General features: G+C 55.7%; 15 protein-coding genes and 1 pseudogene. 12 read left to right on the forward strand and 4 right to left on the reverse strand.

The features are described 5' to 3' along the window. Positions 1–577 precede the first annotated feature (577 nt). Together ACP5OT_RS10780 and ACP5OT_RS10785 are read right to left on the reverse strand one after the other, a co-directional pair. Positions 578–1024 (reverse strand): hypothetical protein, encoded by a 447-nt coding sequence (locus ACP5OT_RS10780; RefSeq protein WP_424676742.1) that lies wholly within the window; start codon positions 1022–1024, stop codon positions 578–580. Further along, the gene (locus tag ACP5OT_RS10785) at positions 1002–1451 is read right to left on the reverse strand and encodes a hypothetical protein (protein ID WP_424676716.1); all 450 of its coding nucleotides are present in this window, start codon (positions 1449–1451) and stop codon (positions 1002–1004) included. Before ACP5OT_RS10785 ends, ACP5OT_RS10780 begins: the two co-directional genes overlap by 23 nt. A gap of 353 nt (positions 1452–1804) precedes the next feature. On the opposite strand from ACP5OT_RS10785, the gene ACP5OT_RS10790 reads away from it, so the two are divergent. From ACP5OT_RS10790 to ACP5OT_RS10815, 6 genes are all read left to right on the forward strand, one after another. Next, positions 1805–2254: a division/cell wall cluster transcriptional repressor MraZ gene (locus ACP5OT_RS10790; RefSeq protein WP_424676717.1), complete on the forward strand. Its 450-nt coding sequence runs from the start codon at positions 1805–1807 to the stop codon at positions 2252–2254. 39 nt (positions 2255–2293) lie between these two features. Then, positions 2294–2482 (forward strand): hypothetical protein, encoded by a 189-nt coding sequence (locus tag ACP5OT_RS10795; RefSeq protein ID WP_424676718.1) that lies wholly within the window; start codon positions 2294–2296, stop codon positions 2480–2482. 91 nt (positions 2483–2573) lie between these two features. Further along, positions 2574–3896 carry a CHAT domain-containing protein gene (locus tag ACP5OT_RS10800; protein WP_424676719.1) on the forward strand — a complete coding sequence of 441 codons (1323 nt, stop codon included), beginning with the start codon at positions 2574–2576 and terminating at the stop codon, positions 3894–3896. Positions 3897–3923: 27 nt separating this feature from the next. Continuing rightward, positions 3924–5849 (forward strand): N-acetylmuramoyl-L-alanine amidase, encoded by a 1926-nt coding sequence (locus tag ACP5OT_RS10805; protein ID WP_424676720.1) that lies wholly within the window; start codon positions 3924–3926, stop codon positions 5847–5849. Positions 5850–5864: 15 nt separating this feature from the next. After that, a complete protein-coding gene (locus tag ACP5OT_RS10810; RefSeq protein ID WP_424676721.1) occupies positions 5865–6947 on the forward strand; it encodes a cell division protein FtsZ in 1083 nt (360 codons plus the stop codon). Next, positions 6944–7774: a hypothetical protein gene (locus ACP5OT_RS10815; RefSeq protein ID WP_424676722.1), complete on the forward strand. Its 831-nt coding sequence runs from the start codon at positions 6944–6946 to the stop codon at positions 7772–7774. Before ACP5OT_RS10810 ends, ACP5OT_RS10815 begins: the two co-directional genes overlap by 4 nt. 721 nt (positions 7775–8495) lie before the next feature. Here the strand turns inward: ACP5OT_RS10815 and ACP5OT_RS10820 are convergent. Together ACP5OT_RS10820 and ACP5OT_RS10825 are read right to left on the reverse strand one after the other, a co-directional pair. Further along, positions 8496–8888, reverse strand: a complete 393-nt coding sequence (locus ACP5OT_RS10820; RefSeq protein WP_424676743.1) for an SH3 domain-containing protein — start codon at positions 8886–8888, stop codon at positions 8496–8498. A gap of 183 nt (positions 8889–9071) precedes the next feature. Then, a pseudogene (locus tag ACP5OT_RS10825) lies at positions 9072–9590 on the reverse strand (restriction endonuclease); the annotation flags it as partial. Between the two features lie 172 nt (positions 9591–9762). Here ACP5OT_RS10825 and lspA (ACP5OT_RS10830) point away from each other — a divergent pair. The 6 genes from lspA (ACP5OT_RS10830) to rsmA all read left to right on the forward strand — a co-directional run bounded on the left by lspA (ACP5OT_RS10830) (position 9763) and on the right by rsmA (position 15616). After that, entirely contained in the window at positions 9763–10269 is a 507-nt protein-coding gene (gene lspA / locus ACP5OT_RS10830) for a signal peptidase II (protein WP_424676723.1), read from the forward strand. A gap of 79 nt (positions 10270–10348) precedes the next feature. Further along, on the forward strand, positions 10349–10924 hold the full coding sequence (lspA, locus tag ACP5OT_RS10835; RefSeq protein ID WP_424676724.1) for a signal peptidase II: 576 nt from the start codon (positions 10349–10351) through the stop codon (positions 10922–10924). Further along, positions 10921–11853 carry an RluA family pseudouridine synthase gene (locus ACP5OT_RS10840; RefSeq protein WP_428132098.1) on the forward strand — a complete coding sequence of 311 codons (933 nt, stop codon included), beginning with the start codon at positions 10921–10923 and terminating at the stop codon, positions 11851–11853. The genes lspA (ACP5OT_RS10835) and ACP5OT_RS10840 overlap by 4 nt, the downstream gene beginning before the upstream one ends. A gap of 108 nt (positions 11854–11961) precedes the next feature. Next, a complete protein-coding gene (mdh, locus tag ACP5OT_RS10845) occupies positions 11962–12891 on the forward strand; it encodes a malate dehydrogenase (protein ID WP_424676726.1) in 930 nt (309 codons plus the stop codon). Between the two features lie 65 nt (positions 12892–12956). Beyond that, complete coding sequence (locus tag ACP5OT_RS10850) at positions 12957–14747, forward strand: GAF domain-containing sensor histidine kinase (RefSeq protein WP_424676727.1); 1791 nt, start codon at positions 12957–12959, stop codon at positions 14745–14747. Beyond that, a complete protein-coding gene (gene rsmA, locus ACP5OT_RS10855) occupies positions 14744–15616 on the forward strand; it encodes a 16S rRNA (adenine(1518)-N(6)/adenine(1519)-N(6))-dimethyltransferase RsmA (protein ID WP_428112124.1) in 873 nt (290 codons plus the stop codon). The genes ACP5OT_RS10850 and rsmA overlap by 4 nt, the downstream gene beginning before the upstream one ends. Positions 15617–15639: the final 23 nt, after the last annotated feature.

The raw sequence follows: 15639 nt of genomic DNA on the forward strand, positions 1-15639 counted from the left end.
AAGGTGGTATCGCGCGCGGAATGACGCGAAGGTGGTATCGTGTCACCCGTGACCGTCCTCCATTGTCACCCCGCGCCGCTTCCTCCATTGTCACCCCGAGCGCAGCGAGGGGTCTGGTCACCCAAGAGTCGGAATTGCAACTGTGGACAACGGAAGTAACTGTTGTCACCCCGAGCGCAGCGAGGGGTCGTACCCAACCCGCTCAGATTCCTCGCGCCGCTCGGAATGACAAAAAGGCGGTATCGCGCGCGGACTGACGCGAAGGCGGTATCGCGCGCGGAATGACAAAAAGGCGGTATCGCGCGTGGAATGACACGAAGGTGGTATCGCGCGCGGAATGACGCGAAGGCGACATCTAGTGTCACCTTGATGGGAGACAGGGCCTGATTGGTTGACCGGTGGCGCATTTGGGCCGGAAGGCGGTCTTGCGACCACGATAGTGTTAGTGATAAATATGGCGATCACCTGGTGGTGGCCGACTGTGGACACGCGCCTCAGGGTACCAGAACCGATTTCGGTCAAACGTCAAGGTTGACTGAGGAGAGAGATGTTGCAGAACAACGTCTCTCTCCGTTCCTTAATCACGACCGATGGCCGCTTCCGTTAGCAAGCGTACCATTTGTTCAATTGAGCGGCGGGCACGGGCAAGGGCCAGCGTCATATCGGCCAATATCGCTTCAGCAAGGGTCAGATTTGATGGATAAGTCGGTCGCAGACGTTCAAACAGGTCTTGCACCTCTTCAAGGCTCTGCGCTGCTCGCTCGAGCGCATGTTCGCTATCATCGCGTTGCCGGGCGGCGACCATCGGCCAACGGCCATTGATATCGGCTCCACGCACAATGGCGAGATAGCGGCGCATGCGCTCGATACAGGTGAGCGCATCGTAAACCGCACGTTCGGCAGTCACGAGCATCACCCGGGCAAGGTGGATGTTGCGGCTCAGTTCGGGGGACGCTTGTTCAAGCGTGCTCCGCGCTTGCTGGATGTATTGAACTGCCTCGTCAGCCACGCGGATCAGTTCCACCCTCTCGGTCTCCAGTTCGGTTGGCCAGCGGCGTGGGATCGTCGGCATACTCAACAACGCTCCTTCGTGTACGGCGTAAGTACTCTTCAGCCTCGCGACGGCGAAGAACACTTTCGCCGAGCTGCCAGAGAATGATCGGAATCCCCGCAGCTACAAAACTGCGCCAAACCAGTTCTTCGTAGTGTCGCCAATCAAGACCACGAACGCGACGAGCAGCGACGGCAACCGGCGCTAGCGAGAGGACGACCCCACCGGCTACTTCTGCCCACAGATGGTCAGGCACAAGGGTTGGATACCGTCGCTGAATGAATTGCAATGCCGCTGCGTACATCGTTGAGAGCCCGATGACCTGTAACGGTAGTTGAACGGCGAGATGATCGGCATCAGTGACAGTATCGATGGTGGTAGTGTGGTTCACTGCGAGCATTGTAGGATTCCTTTCGTTGTCACGGTATGAGTATACCATACTGTACGTCAAATGTCTAGAATCAAGGGTTGTTTTTGGGTAGCTATTGGGTTTTAGTTGACGCCTACCTCCTCGCTGATTGGACAGGTGTCCGCTACATCGCGATTGAAAAGCCTCACCGGTATCGTGGTGACAGACGCCGTATCTCCATAATACTACAAATTGTAGTAAAGTCAATCTCCCCCAAAGGTACTATGTAGACGACTAGACGCCTTGACTATTATATGCTATAGTACAAACAATCAGGTATAATAAGCGCCCAACAATATCCTAATAATTACCCTGATTGTAGACTGAACTGTCGTGAGGAGAGTATGCTGCTCGGAACGTGGATCGTGTCAATTGATGAAAGTGGTCAATGCGTGCTCCCATCGCCACTGCGTCCGCTGCTCGGCCTCACCGTCGTGGTAACACGCGGTTTTGAGCGCTGTCTTCACATCTGCCCCGAACCATTTTGGCGTGGTCTCGCCCAGCGCGTTAGTACGCTTACGCTCGGTGGTGGCGATGAACGATGGTTGCGGCGGTTGCTGTTTGCCGAGGCGCAGGTGTCGCTTCTCGATGCGCAAGCAATAATTACGTTCCCTCCTCCTCTCCGCACCTATGCCGGTCTTGAACGTACTGCTGTACTGGTAGGGATGGATCAGTATCTCGAAGTGTGGGCGCCGGAACGATGGCAGGAGTGTGAGCTGACCCTGTTAGCCTCCGCCGGTCGTTGGTCACGCCTCGATTGGGGTGTCGCCCGCAGTGATGTCGTTTCTTTATGACCATGTTTACTACAATGTGTAGTAGAAAGAAGGTACTTGATGAATAGCTCGCGATTGTACTCATCACGACCGGTTCCCGACCGTCCTACCGGTAGTGCCCTGATCGCCCGTCAACGTTTGCGTCAGACCTTGGAGCGCGAACGGTTACTGTTGCGTGAGCCGAACGCCGATCAACGGCTCTTAGTGGTGTTGTTGGCCGCCGATGTGCCGACGAGATCGGAGAGGTAAGCGGTGAAGCGTGTTGTGGTGGTTTGTGGCCGATGCAGGGTAAGGCCTCGTAGGGGTAACGGTGTTGAGCTAGGCAAGCCTAAGACGTTTTATGCGATCAATCTACCATCCGGTATTGCTCTCAATCGATTTTAGCTCGTACCATCGCGGTTTCTTCGTGCGCTGGGAAGCGAATGAGGTGATCGACATCACCCACAGTCAAATGCCGATGCCAATCGCGAGTGACGATGTACCGCTCGTGTTGCGTGCCCTTGATGTGCTGCAAGATCCGGCTTATCCGCATCCGTGGACATCAGCCCAAGAAACTGCTTTTACCTTTACTCCGGCCGAGCAGGACCGCTTGCGTGAACTTAATTTCTGGGACGATGACGAGCATGTGCCACCAGATTTACCACGCCGTGTGGGTCGTCGGCTGTTTCGTGCCTTGACCCATGATCCACGCGGTGCAGAGGCGCTGAAGATGGTGCGGAACTTTGCGCTGGCCGTTGACCGTCCACTGCTGATCGCTTGCCATTTCAATGCGCACGCCACCGCAGATGTCGCGTTAGCGTCTCTGCCATGGGAGTTGCTGTGGGCCGATGAACCCACGCCGTTGCTGACCGAACGACGGTTATCGGCTACGATTGAGCGACGCTTGAAACATACCGGTCCACCGCCGCAACCGACACCCGGTAGCGGTGCGCTGCGGATTCTGGCTCTCTCTCCACAGGCCGGTATCCCACCTGAGTTGCGTCAACTTGAGCGAAGTGTGCGGATGAACGCTTTGCAACCACTGCTCGAGCGACAGTTGGCCGAGGTGCGGGAGTTAAGCCCGGTCTCACGGCGCGAACTGGAACGGGTGGTTCGTGAATGGGCACCCGACGTGATTCACTACTATGGCCACGGTCGCTACGAGCGTGGTGAGGGTGCATTGTTACTGGATTGTGAGCATGGTGGCGAGGAATGGACGCCACCGAGTGCGTTGGCAGCAGCAGCAGGTGGAGTTCGGATGGTGTTGTTACACGCTTGCCAAGGGGCTATGACAACCCCCGGCGCTCCATTGTTGAGCAGTGTTGCCCCGGCCCTTAGTGTAGCCGGGGTGCCGGTGGTAATCGGGATGCAGTTTACGATCCGCGCCGATGCAGCTACACGCATCGCGAGTATTGTCTACGCCGGCCTAGCGCAGGGACGGAGTGTGCAAGAAGCCTTAGCCGCCGCTCGGATCGCGCTGTACGTGAGCGAGTCCGATCAAGTGTCCTGGTTTGTGCCTGCGCTCTATGTGCGTAATCGGCGGTTTGGCCCGCTTTATCTGCGTCCACCAAGCGATCAGATGCCGGCCCTTACGTTAAGCGCGAATTCTGTTCGTCGCTCGCCGATCATTCGCCGACTCCGCATCCAAGAGGAATGGCGGGCACGGCGAAAATCCCGTGAATAGTCTGTAGTGCTGCATAACAGGTGTGCAATGTACCAGATCGAATGGGTTGGGATGACCCGTAACAATTTTCAACCGGGTTCGCCAGATCGGATTCGGATGATTGTACTTCACGCGACCGCCGGCTCGTATCCCGGTGACTTCAAGTGGCTGCGGCAAGGTGGTGCGCCGGGACGAGAGGTTTCAGTGCATTACTACATCACTAAGCGTGGTCAGATTTTTCAGTTGGTCGCCGATCACGATATTGCCTGGCATGCCGGTGTGAGTCGCTGGGAGGTCGATGGCCGTACCGTTTATGGCTGTAATGAGGTATCTTTGGGGATCGAGTTGGAGAATCGTAACGATGGCCGGGATCCGTATCCGCCGGAACAGTACGCGGCTGCGCTTTGGCTCGTGCGTGAGCTGGTGCAGAAGTATCACATCCCACCTAATCAGGTAGTACGTCATCTCGATATTGCTCCCGGTCGTAAGACCGATCCGGCAGGGTTTCCGTGGCAACCATTTCTCGACGAGGTGTTTGCCGATCTTACGGCGGCACCGTCGTTGCCGGTGGGTGATCGGTTGCGACAGTATATGCTCGATATTGCTTACCGTGCTGCCGGTAGTGGGTTGCCATCTGAATGGCCTTTTTGGAGCCATGCCCATGCTGCGAAACTCGGTATGCCGGTGGCCTCGTTGGTTGCCCGCCCCCTCGCACCACGCCCGGCTGCGGCGCCAAACGACCGCGAACGTGCGTTGAGTTTGCCAGATGGGACACGCTATCTGGTTGAGGTGTATGCCCGTGATGCACTCTGTGCTGAAGTTGGTCCCGACGATACGCTCCGTGCCGGTACACCAATTGAGCGCCTCAGCACTATTCCGGCCAGTCCGCAACGGATGGCCTTACTCGAAGCTATCTTTCGGGCCGTCGATCCGGTCAACGGTTTTCAACCTGGTTGGGCATTTCATCAGTATTTTCTCCGACACCTCGACACGTTGGGTATGCCGATTAGCTACAATCATCGGCTGGCGCTCACGGCAGGATTGAGTTTCGCTTGCCAACACTTTGCCCTTGATAGCCTGTGCTCGCCGGTAGGACAATGGCAGGTGATCTATCGGTTGAGCGAACTTAGGCAGGCCGCTGCGGGGCAGATGATACTGGCCGGTCTGAGCCGCGAGCGGGCCGATCAACTCGCTCACTTGTTACTCGATGATCTCTTCGCACTCCGCACCGGTCGCCGTTACCATCCTAAAGCGGCGCTGATCCAGTATGCGTTAACCGAAGAGCTTGGGGCGCCGCTTGCTCCGGCAGAAACGGCCGTGATTGACGGAGTACCGGTGGCGCTGATGCCTTTCGCCCTCGATGTGGTGGCCTGTCGCTTACCAACCCCTGATTGGCCGCTCGAACGGCCATTGCCGCCGTCGAGTCCGTTCGGTCGGCTGACGGCGTTGCTGAGTGGGTTGCGATCAACAGCGACCGGGATTGTGCGGCTATCTTGTCTTAACAGTCACCATCTGCCACCGTCGCCGATGAGTACGGTGCCGCTGTTAGGCCCCGCTCGTCACGGCCAACCGTTGATCGACGTTAGCCTCTTTGCCGGTGATGGTGAAGTGCGGCGTCAACCTATTGATACTATTCTCATCGTCCCGGTACCGGGTCCAACCAGTTTCCTGTTACCCAACGCCCATATCGATGCTCGTTGGCATTATTACATCGATCATACCGGAATGGTGTATCGCCTACGGCATGAACGCTTCGTTGCCCGGGCTGCGCGAGGGGTGGGCCGACCGGCCGAACATCTCGATCAGCGAGCATTGGTGATTGCCGTTGAAGGATTGTTGCAACATTCATCACCGCGGTTGCGCAGCGCCCTGCAAGCGCTCGTTCATCTCCTCCGTCGACATTTTCGGATTCGTGTCGATCGGGTGCAAGTGCTCGAACCTGCTGCCAGTGTTCCTGTCACCGATAGGGAATGACCCGTAAGGAAGCCTATGCAATCGTCTGATCCGCCAATCCACCCGCGCGCACCCATCACGATAAAGCTCATTGGTATTGGTGGTTGTGGTGGGAATCTGGTGAGTACACTCACCTTTCTACCCGATCAGGTGGAGGTGATTGTTGCTAATACCGATCGGCAAGATCTGGCCGGGCGTGTCAATGTTCCAACCCGGATATTGCTCGGTCCACAAGTGACTGCCGGCAAAGGCACTGGTGGTCATCCATCGGTTGGAGCGGCCGCTGCGCAAGAAAGTGAACCGGTGTTGGCACAAGTCCTTACCGGTGCCGATCTGGTCGTGATCGTTGCCGGTATGGGCGGTGGTACCGGTACCGGTGCTGCTCCGGTTGTCGCTCGTCTTGCGCGTCAGTTGGGTGCGCTGACCTTAGCATTCGTGACAATGCCGTTTCACGTTGAGAAGGGGCAGCGTAGCCGCGTGGCTGAAGCAGGATTGGTCGAACTGAGTAAGGTTGCCGATGCGGTAGTCGTGGTCTCAAATCAGAAGGTTCTCAATTTTGTTGATCCACGTGAAACCTTGACCAAAGCGCTGACCTACAGCAACATCATTTTGGGTGCTGCAATGAGAGGGGTGATTGAGCAGCTCTCGTCACCATCGCTGATGCAGCTTGATTTTTCTCATGTCGTCCAAACCCTGCGCAATGCCGGCCTGACGATGCTCGGTATCGGGAGTGCTACCGGTGGCGATGCAGTACAACGTGCGATGAAGTATGCTCTCCAATGCGATTTGTTAGAAGGCAACTTGACAAAGGCTCGCCGTGTCTTTCTCTCTATTATTGGCGGTAGTTGTTTAGGTTTGCACGATGTAGATCGCGCGATTGCCCAGCTTCATCAGACCATTGCCAATGATATCGATTTGGCTATCGGTGTTGTCGTGTCTCCCTACCAACCACAACCCGAACGGGTGCAGATCACTCTGATTGCGAGTGACGTGGCTTCCTTTCGCCAACGGCAGCACATTGCCTCGGCATCCATTCCTGGCAATCCACCATCTCCACCCGCAGTCTTAACCGACGATCTGCCGCCGTTTCTGAAATTATCTCGTCGAGGAAGTCTATGATGCTTCATCTTTGTACTGATGATCCGCTCGTCTCACTTGTCCATGACCTATTTGGCGCTAATCCGGTCCGTGTCCCTGATGCCCGCATCCGCCCGCTCTCGGTCGTCGTTCATCGACGTGGGCGGAGCATCTTTCGTGGTTCACTCTTACCGTTGCTCACCGACTCTAGTCCGCTGAGTGTGCAACCGTCGGTCGCACAATTGATCGACATCAGTGGCCGGCGATCACGGCAGGTGAGCCTCGATCTCGGTCTAACCATTCTGCGCGGCTTTCTCTACGGCTTTGGCCTACCTATGGCCGAATGGACCACTTCTATTCAAGGGGCCACAGCTATTTCCTTCGCGTTTCCTACCGCTCTACGTATCGCGTATGACGTGAACGCACTAGGTTGGGCACTGGCTGGGCGGGTTATCGACCGTACAAATCCGGCAGCCGCGATCTTGTTTGAGCAGACACCTTACGAACTCCTCTTAATTGACTCGGTCTTAACCAGTCGGCATATCACGATCACGCTGAGTGGAGCCAAGGGCCAACGCCTCAATGTCGATGTTGATGCCATTCGCCAGATGCTCGGTGATATGGGCGTGAACGCCGGTATGACCAACAACGGCGAACTTGACCTCACGCTGACCAGCCCGCACGATTTAACCTTTGCGTTTTCGTGTGTCCGTCTCTTTTTTAACGATGAGGGATATATCACCACCATGCCACCCGATCTCGACCGGCGCGTGCTCAGGAGTGACCATGGCGCGCAGGTTCGCTATAGCCCCGATCGGGTGATGTTGAGTGAGCGACCGGCAATGGTGTTGTGGGATCGGGTACGGTAGCGGTATGACGCCGATGATCTTCATTGTACCCCAACCGTGCCCGTTGGCTTAGCCCTAAGGACGAGAGCGTGGTCTGCCTTTCATCCCAACGCCAGCGCGTGGTCAGGATCGAACCAACAGAGTACGGCATCGTCAATTACGATAGCAACCGCACGACCGGGTAACAATGTGACCACAAGGCAGGGTGCTGTCAGTAGAATAGAACCGGGTAGGCGCAACCAGATCACCGCTGTACTGATCAAATGGCTCGACCGCTTTCATCGTTGCCTGTCCGTGGGTAGCCGGCTGGATCGTGCTCGGCAGTGGTGGGTGTGATACTAACATGCACTGCCGAGCCGGTAGCGAGGTGTACCCTCGGTGAAACGATACGCTTCGTTCGCTGTGGGTGCTCAGCCGCACGTCGATGATCTCGTGACCGGTATGAACGTGTCCGCACGCCATGGTCATCGGTGGTGAGCTGAGGAACCTGGCGACAAAGGCGTTCGCCGCGTTCGTCAGCAGTTCCTCCGACGTACTGATCTGCCGCAGCCGATCCTAGGCTACCATGACCGCCCGTCTGAGCATGGAGGACGCTTGATGTTCCGGTTGCCCATCGGCAGCGCCTCCCCGCAGGCCACGCTTCTCCCCTTGCCTCCCAAGGTGTGCGCGCAGCGGGTCGCGGTGCATCACGATGTGTTCGGTATGTGCAGGCTTGGCCATGATGATCGGCAACAGGATTGCGCTACGGTGTGATCACCGGCAGTGTCTCGGCGATTGCCTGATCAAGGGTCAATAGGCTGCGGTGGACCCAACCCTCTTGGCCGCGCGGGTTGATAATCCGTATCCATACCCCATCGGCACTGCGGCCAAGCAGGATGACCGTTTCATAGGCGTGAATTTGATCAAGGACGGCGCCTTGGAGGTTAGGTGCAGCGCGCACGTTCCCACCATTAAAAACCGATGCGGTCGGTCGTACCGGTGTGGGGGTCGGTTGTGGCGTCGCCGTTGGTTGTGGGGTACGAGTGGGACGGGGTGTGACCGAAGGACGGTTAGGTACTGTTGATTGTGGTGTAGGACTATTGGCACCCAACGACCAGAAAGTCGCACTTTCACCGTTCGTTTCTCTAACCGGCATCGGTTGCCCAATGCGGTCGATGCTGATGACCGGCGGTCCGCTAATGCTGAAGGCAATGCCGGCAACAACAAGGTTAAGACCAAGCGCGAAAGCAACCGGGAGGGCCACTGACCATTTCCGGCGCTGCTGGTTGGTCAATCGTCGCTGTTCGGCCTCTTTGGTCCGTTGCCACAACACTTGATGATCCCACAATTCGAGTGCTTGCCCGCGGGCTTCGAGACGCGATTGATCGGTGAAGGTGCTTGTCGTCACCAAAATGGCTCGGTCAGCTTGCTGAATCTGGAGCGCGCCAACGAGATCGCGCACCTAGTTGGGTCCGACCGGTTTGGTGTACCGTTTGCATTGGATAATGTAGCGCAAACCGTCTCGTTGGGCGGTAATATCAACACCGCGGTCACCACTGCCACCGCGTACCACAACGTTCTGCCACCCTAAATCTTCAAGTAACAGGGCGATGCGCTGCTCGAATTCGCTCGGCGATAATGCTAGCAATTGCTGACGATACAACCGTTGCACACGTGCATGGTGCAGCGAGCGGGCGATAAAGAAAACAATGGTGAGACTACTAACTATCAGGCTGATTGTCCACCAGAGCGACAACCCACTGAATAGACTGAATACGATGAGGATACTAAGCAAAGAAGTGAGAAGATTAGTTCTAGTGCTAGGACGTGAGCTTGAAGACATATGACTATCCTCCATGTGCCGTAGCTATTTATCATGCTATATTCTAATTGATGACCATTACCCGTCTATTTCATGCTCCTACGTTATAATGAACAAGAGCGGCATTGGCCGGTGTAGGTTCATTTGTTCTTATCATTGACTATTTGCCGTCGGCACTGAGTTGTATCCCTTCACAGGAGGAAGCATTGTGAAGCTCTTACAGGCTCGCTGGATCACACCGTTGCTCGTGGCGGTGTTAGCAATTGTACTAGATCAGGCGTCCAAACGCTGGATTATCGACACGCTCGGTCCAACGCCAATGACGCGCTTTATTCCGTTGATCGGTGAGGATATCCGGCTCGCGTATTCGCATAATACCGGTATCGCGTTTAGCCTCTTCCAAGGCAAATCAGATGTCCTGACAGTTGTTGCGTTTGTGATTATGGCCGGCGCGATCTATCTCTACATAACCCAACTCCCAAACCGACGCACACTGGTGCAAGCCGCGATGGGGCTGATTCTCGGTGGCGCACTCGGCAATGTCATCGACCGCATTCGTTTGGGTTACGTCGTCGATTTTATCCAGGTAGGCTGGTTCCCGATCTTTAATCTAGCTGATAGTGCGATTACCATCGGCGCGGCCCTCTTGATGTTGCAATATGCACTTGATGAAATCGCGTTGCGTCGGTTACGCCAGGCGATGATGTCACAATAACCGCTATGCGTACTCGTTGGATGCTACGTGGCTTGGACGCGGTAGTGGCGTGATACAAAAAAAGGTCACAATAACCGCTATGCGTACTCGTTGGATGCTACTCATATTTGTGGCTGTACCGGTTGTGATCCTTGATCAAGTAAGTAAAGCTTGGTTGAGCACCGTATTCCTGCGCGTCAATCGTCCAATTAGTTTGCTCTTTGATTGGGTGCAATTGGTCTACCACGAAAATACCGGAGTTGCGTTTGGTCTTTTTCCCGATCAGGGTGGGGTTCTCTCGGTTGGCGCCGGCTTCATCTTGTTGGTGTTGGCCCTCACCTACCAATACCTGTTACCTGCCGAATCGCGCTGGGTGACGGTGGCTACCGGCTTGGTGTTTGGTGGTGGTCTTTCCAACCTCTTCGACCGCTTACGGCAAGGGTACGTGGTTGATTTTATCCAGTTTGGTTGGTGGCCAATGTTTAATCTGGCCGATAGTGCGATTACCTTAGGCGTGGCGGTTTTGGTATTTCACATCATCTTTATCGGTAATGAGCCGTCTGTTATCGAACCGGAACCGGTCGATGACGGGTTGCTGAACGAGTTGTTGAGCCGCGCACCAGAATCTTCACCGCCAACCGAGCCATCGCAACGTAATTCGGAGTTACCGTCATGAAGGAGGTCGTTGCCATTGAAGGGCTTGATGCCGAGGAACGGGAGCTGATCGTACCGTTGGAAGCGAATGGTCAGCGGATCGACCGTTTTCTTGCCACATCTATGCCCGATTTGTCCCGTACACAGGTGCAGCGTCTTATCGAACAGGGTATGGTGTTATACGCCGGTCGGCCAACTCGTGCCAGCCAGCCGCTACGTCCTGGCACGGTCATTCACGTGATCATCCCGCCGCCGGTGCCGGTTGAATTAGTGCCCGAATCTATTCCGCTCGACGTAGTGTATGAAGATACCGATATAGCCGTGATCAACAAACCGGCCGGACTGGTCGTTCATCCGGCGCCAGGCCATCCCCGTGGCACGCTCGTCAATGCGTTGTTGGCCCGCTACCCCGATCTGGCGATTGGCGGTGAAGTGCGTCCCGGTATCGTGCATCGTCTCGACCGCGACACGTCTGGTCTGTTGGTGATTGCCCGTCACGATGCTGTGTTACGGGCTTTGGTCGAACAACAGCAGGCTCGTCGCATGCGCAAAATCTACCAGGCATTGGTCGTTGGTTGCCCACCCGTCCGTGGTACCATCGACGCTCCTATCGGGCGCGATCCGCGTGATCGCTTGCGCATGGCGGTCGTGGCCGATGGTCGCCCGGCTCGCACGCATTATCGGGTTATTGCTACTTTTGGTGACTATAGTCTCCTCGAAGTGCAGCTCGAAACCGGGCGTACTCATCAAATTCGGGTTCATTTACGTCATCTCGGTTACCCGATTGTCGGCGATCCGGTTTATGGGCCGCGCCGGTCTCATCTGCGGTTGACGCGCCAGTTTTTGCATGCCGGTCAGCTCGGTTTCTTTCATCCCAGCAATGGGCAGTGGTGTGAGTTCACAGCACCGTTGCCATCAGATTTGTCGTCAGTTCTCAACGCTATGCAGTGAAGCCTGTCTCTATTGCCTACAAGCAAGTGTGATACAATGCGCAAGGAGGGCAACGACGCATTCCGTTGCATTCCATAACTGGCGCCACGAAGTTGTGAGGAGATAGGTATGCGCAAGAAGATTAGCATTATCGGGGCCGGATTTGTCGGTTCGACGACGGCGCATTGGCTGGCTGCAAAAGAGTTGGGCGACATTGTGCTACTCGATATTGTAGAAGGGATACCGCAGGGCAAGGCACTTGATCTGTACGAAGCATCGCCCATTGAGGACTTCGACGTGCGGGTGATCGGTACCAACGATTATGCCGATACCGCGAATTCAGATGTTATTGTGGTGACATCGGGCGCGCCGCGCAAGCCGGGCATGAGCCGAGAGGATCTGATTAAGGTCAACGCCGATATTACCCGTGACTGCATTAGCAAGGCAGCACCTCTCTCGCCCAACGCAGTTATTATCATGGTCAATAATCCGCTTGATGCGATGACCTATCTGGCTGCCGAAGTCAGCGGTTTCCCCAAGGAGCGGGTGATGGGGCAGGCTGGTGTGCTCGATGCAGCGCGCTACCGCACATTCATCGCGATGGAAGCTGGGGTTTCAGTCGAAGATGTCCAGGCGATGTTGATGGGTGGTCATGGTGATGAGATGGTGCCGTTACCGCGCTTTTCGACCATCAGCGGTATTCCGGTAAGCCACTTTATTGCCCCTGAAAGGTTGGCCCAGATCATCGAGCGCACTCGGAAAGGTGGCGGCGAGATCGTTAACCTGCTGAAGACCGGTAGTGCGTACTATGCGCCGGCGGCGGCGACGGCGCAGATGGTTGAGGCCGTGCTTAAGGATAAGAAGCGGGTGGTACCGGTAGCAGCGTACTTGACCGGCCAGTATGGTCTGCACGACATGTACTTCGGTGTACCGGTGGTGCTCGGTGCCGGTGGTGTTGAAAAGATTATTGAGTTGCCGTTGAACGAGGAAGAAATGGCGCTTCTCAACGCTTCGGCCAAGGCAGTGCGAGCAACTCTCGATACGCTCAAATCGCTGTAAATCCCATTGCGGCGGCGATGCAGATGCTCGCCGCCGTACTGTATCTAACTAGAGTGTGAGTGTCTATGGCCAGTTCGGTGCAATCACCAACCTCATCGTCATCATCACAACGCACAGCTTCTGCTTGGAGCCCACTGGGTGGTGAGCGCTTCTATGCAATGGCGCGCTGGCTCATGCTTGTTTTGCTTGGTGCTGTTACCCAGTTTCTTTCCAACGGGAATCTCTGGCCAATTACTACCAATCTCGAACCACTAACGCTGATCTTTTTGCTGTATGCCGGCTTCACTCTGATCATGACCGTCTTGACCTTTATTCCGGCGGTGGCCGGCTTCGTCAGCCTGTCGTATTTGTTCGATATTGCTTTTATTTCGCTGATGGCTTTTTTGGGTGGTGAGCGGATTGTGATCTTTTTCCCGCTCTACCTCCTGCCGCTGACCTACGCCGCGATTCGGCAACCACTCCACATTGGTGTCCTTTCCGGTGCCTTGGCCGCTGTGGCATATATGGCCGCCTTCATCGGATGGCGGCGCCTGATCGCGCCTGAAGCACTTATGACGATGCTCGATTATGTTGCATTGGGGTTGCGCGGGCTAACGTTGGCTATTGTGCCATGGGTGACCGGGAATTTGGCCGAACGGCAGAGCGAGACGAACCGTCAGCGAGTGATACAAGCCCAGCAAGAAGCCGAACGAGCGTTGCAAGAAGCCCATGCCTATCGCGACCAGATGCGCTCACTATACAAAGTCGCGCTCACGCTCGGCGCGACAGCCGATTATCGGCAGGTGCTTGAGACATTGCTTCGTGAGAGCCGTAACATTGTTACCTACCGCACCGGTGTAGTGTTGCTTTCGTCTGGTCAACCTAACGAACTCTATGTCGCATTTGGCTCAAATTTGACATCCCGTGATCTCAATCGTTCGCTTCAGATGGATACCGGGCTAGCCGCTGCTCTCCGCGCCACTACGCCGCAGATGATCACATCATTTGCCCAATTTCCGGCACTGCAACAGATCGATGCTTTGCGTGATTGCACATCGGCGGCGCTCATTCCGTTGCAGGTTGGCATGCGAGCGTATGGACTGTTCGTGGTGGCGACCAATCAGATGCTGCAACCCGATCAGGTCGAGATGCTGACCGCTTTGGCTAATTATGCGATTGTTGCTTTGCATAATGCCCAGTTGATTTACGATTTGAAAGAAGAGCGTGAAAAGTTGCTGTCGCGTGAAGAAGAAGTTCGCCATCAGTTGGCCCGTGATTTACACGACGGGCCGGCTCAGTCGATGGCGGTGATTACTATGAAAGCTGAGTTTATCAAACGATTGCTCGAACGCGATCCTGCCCAAGCGTTGGTTGAACTTGATGAGCTGAGTACTATCGCGAAACGGACGAATTACGAGGTGCGCACTATGCTGTTTGAGCTGCGGCCATTGATGCTCGAAACGCAAGGGCTGAAAGTGACGCTCGAACAGTATCTTGATCGTTTGCGCGCTAAGGCCGGTGATACCTCCATCATCCTCGAAGCCGGTGATATTGACCAGGTGCGGCTTGGCTCGAAGGTCGAAGGTGCTCTCTTCAATATGATCCAAGAATCGGTCACCAATGCGATCAAGCATGCCAAAGCCGCCCATATCTGGGTACGCTTGCGCCGGCTTAATAATCAGATGCTTGAAGTTGTGATCCAAGACGATGGCGTTGGGTTCGATAAAATGGCGGTGCTGCGTTCCTACGAGCGACGTGGGAGCTTGGGCTTGCTCAACATTGATGAACGCGCCCGTCTCGTCGGTGGCCGTGCCGAAATCGATTCCACCCCCGGTAAGGGAACGCGGATTACGATCTTTGTACCGATTGAACAATGAACCCCTACCTGAATCCGCAACGCATCCGAGCTGCGTTACGGGCACTTAATCTGCGCCCAACCCGCGGGATGGGTCAGAATTTTTTACTCGATGGGCGTGTTCTCGCGACCATTATCGCCGAAGCTGCGCTCGTGCCGACTGATACCGTGATCGAAGTCGGTCCAGGCCTGGGAGTGCTGACTTGGGAATTATTGCCACGGGCAGGACGAGTCATTTGTGTCGAGCTAGATCGCCGCTTGGCCGATCGCCTCGCCGCCGAGTTCAGCGGTCGTTCCAACCTTTATCTTGTGCAGGGTGATGTGCTGACCATAACTCCTGCCGATTTGCTGGCCCGCGCCGCCGCAATGCCACCCTACAAGTTGGTCGCGAACATTCCCTACGCAATTACTGCCCCGCTCCTGCGCCATTTTCTCGAAGCAACAACCCCACCTGAGCTGAGTGTGTTATTGGTGCAGTGGGAGGTTGCGCAGCGTATCTGTGCCAGCCCCGGCGATTATAGCGTGCTGGCTCACGCTGTTCAATTCTACGCCGAACCCTCGATTGTGGCTCGCGTACCGGCCAGTAGTTTCTTCCCTGCCCCAGCGGTCGATTCGGCGATCCTCCGTTTGCAACGGCGCCTGCAACCCCCTGTTACCGTGCCTGATGTCAATATGCTGTTTCGCTTGATCAAAGCCGGTTTTCTCCACGCCCGCAAACAATTGGGGAATGCGCTACCCGGTGGTTTAGCAGCGTTGGGTGTAACCATCCCTCGTGAGCAGATCATAACGGCGTTGCATAAGGTTGGGATCGATCCGCAACGTCGTGCTGAAACGGTGACTTTAGCCGAATGGGCAAATTTGCTCGCCGCTTTATCCGAATCCGGGGTATAGTACTAAAGAGGGCCAATCTCTTG

The organism is Chloroflexus sp., assembly GCF_049970315.1.
Taxonomy (GTDB): Bacteria; Chloroflexota; Chloroflexia; order Chloroflexales; family Chloroflexaceae; genus Chloroflexus.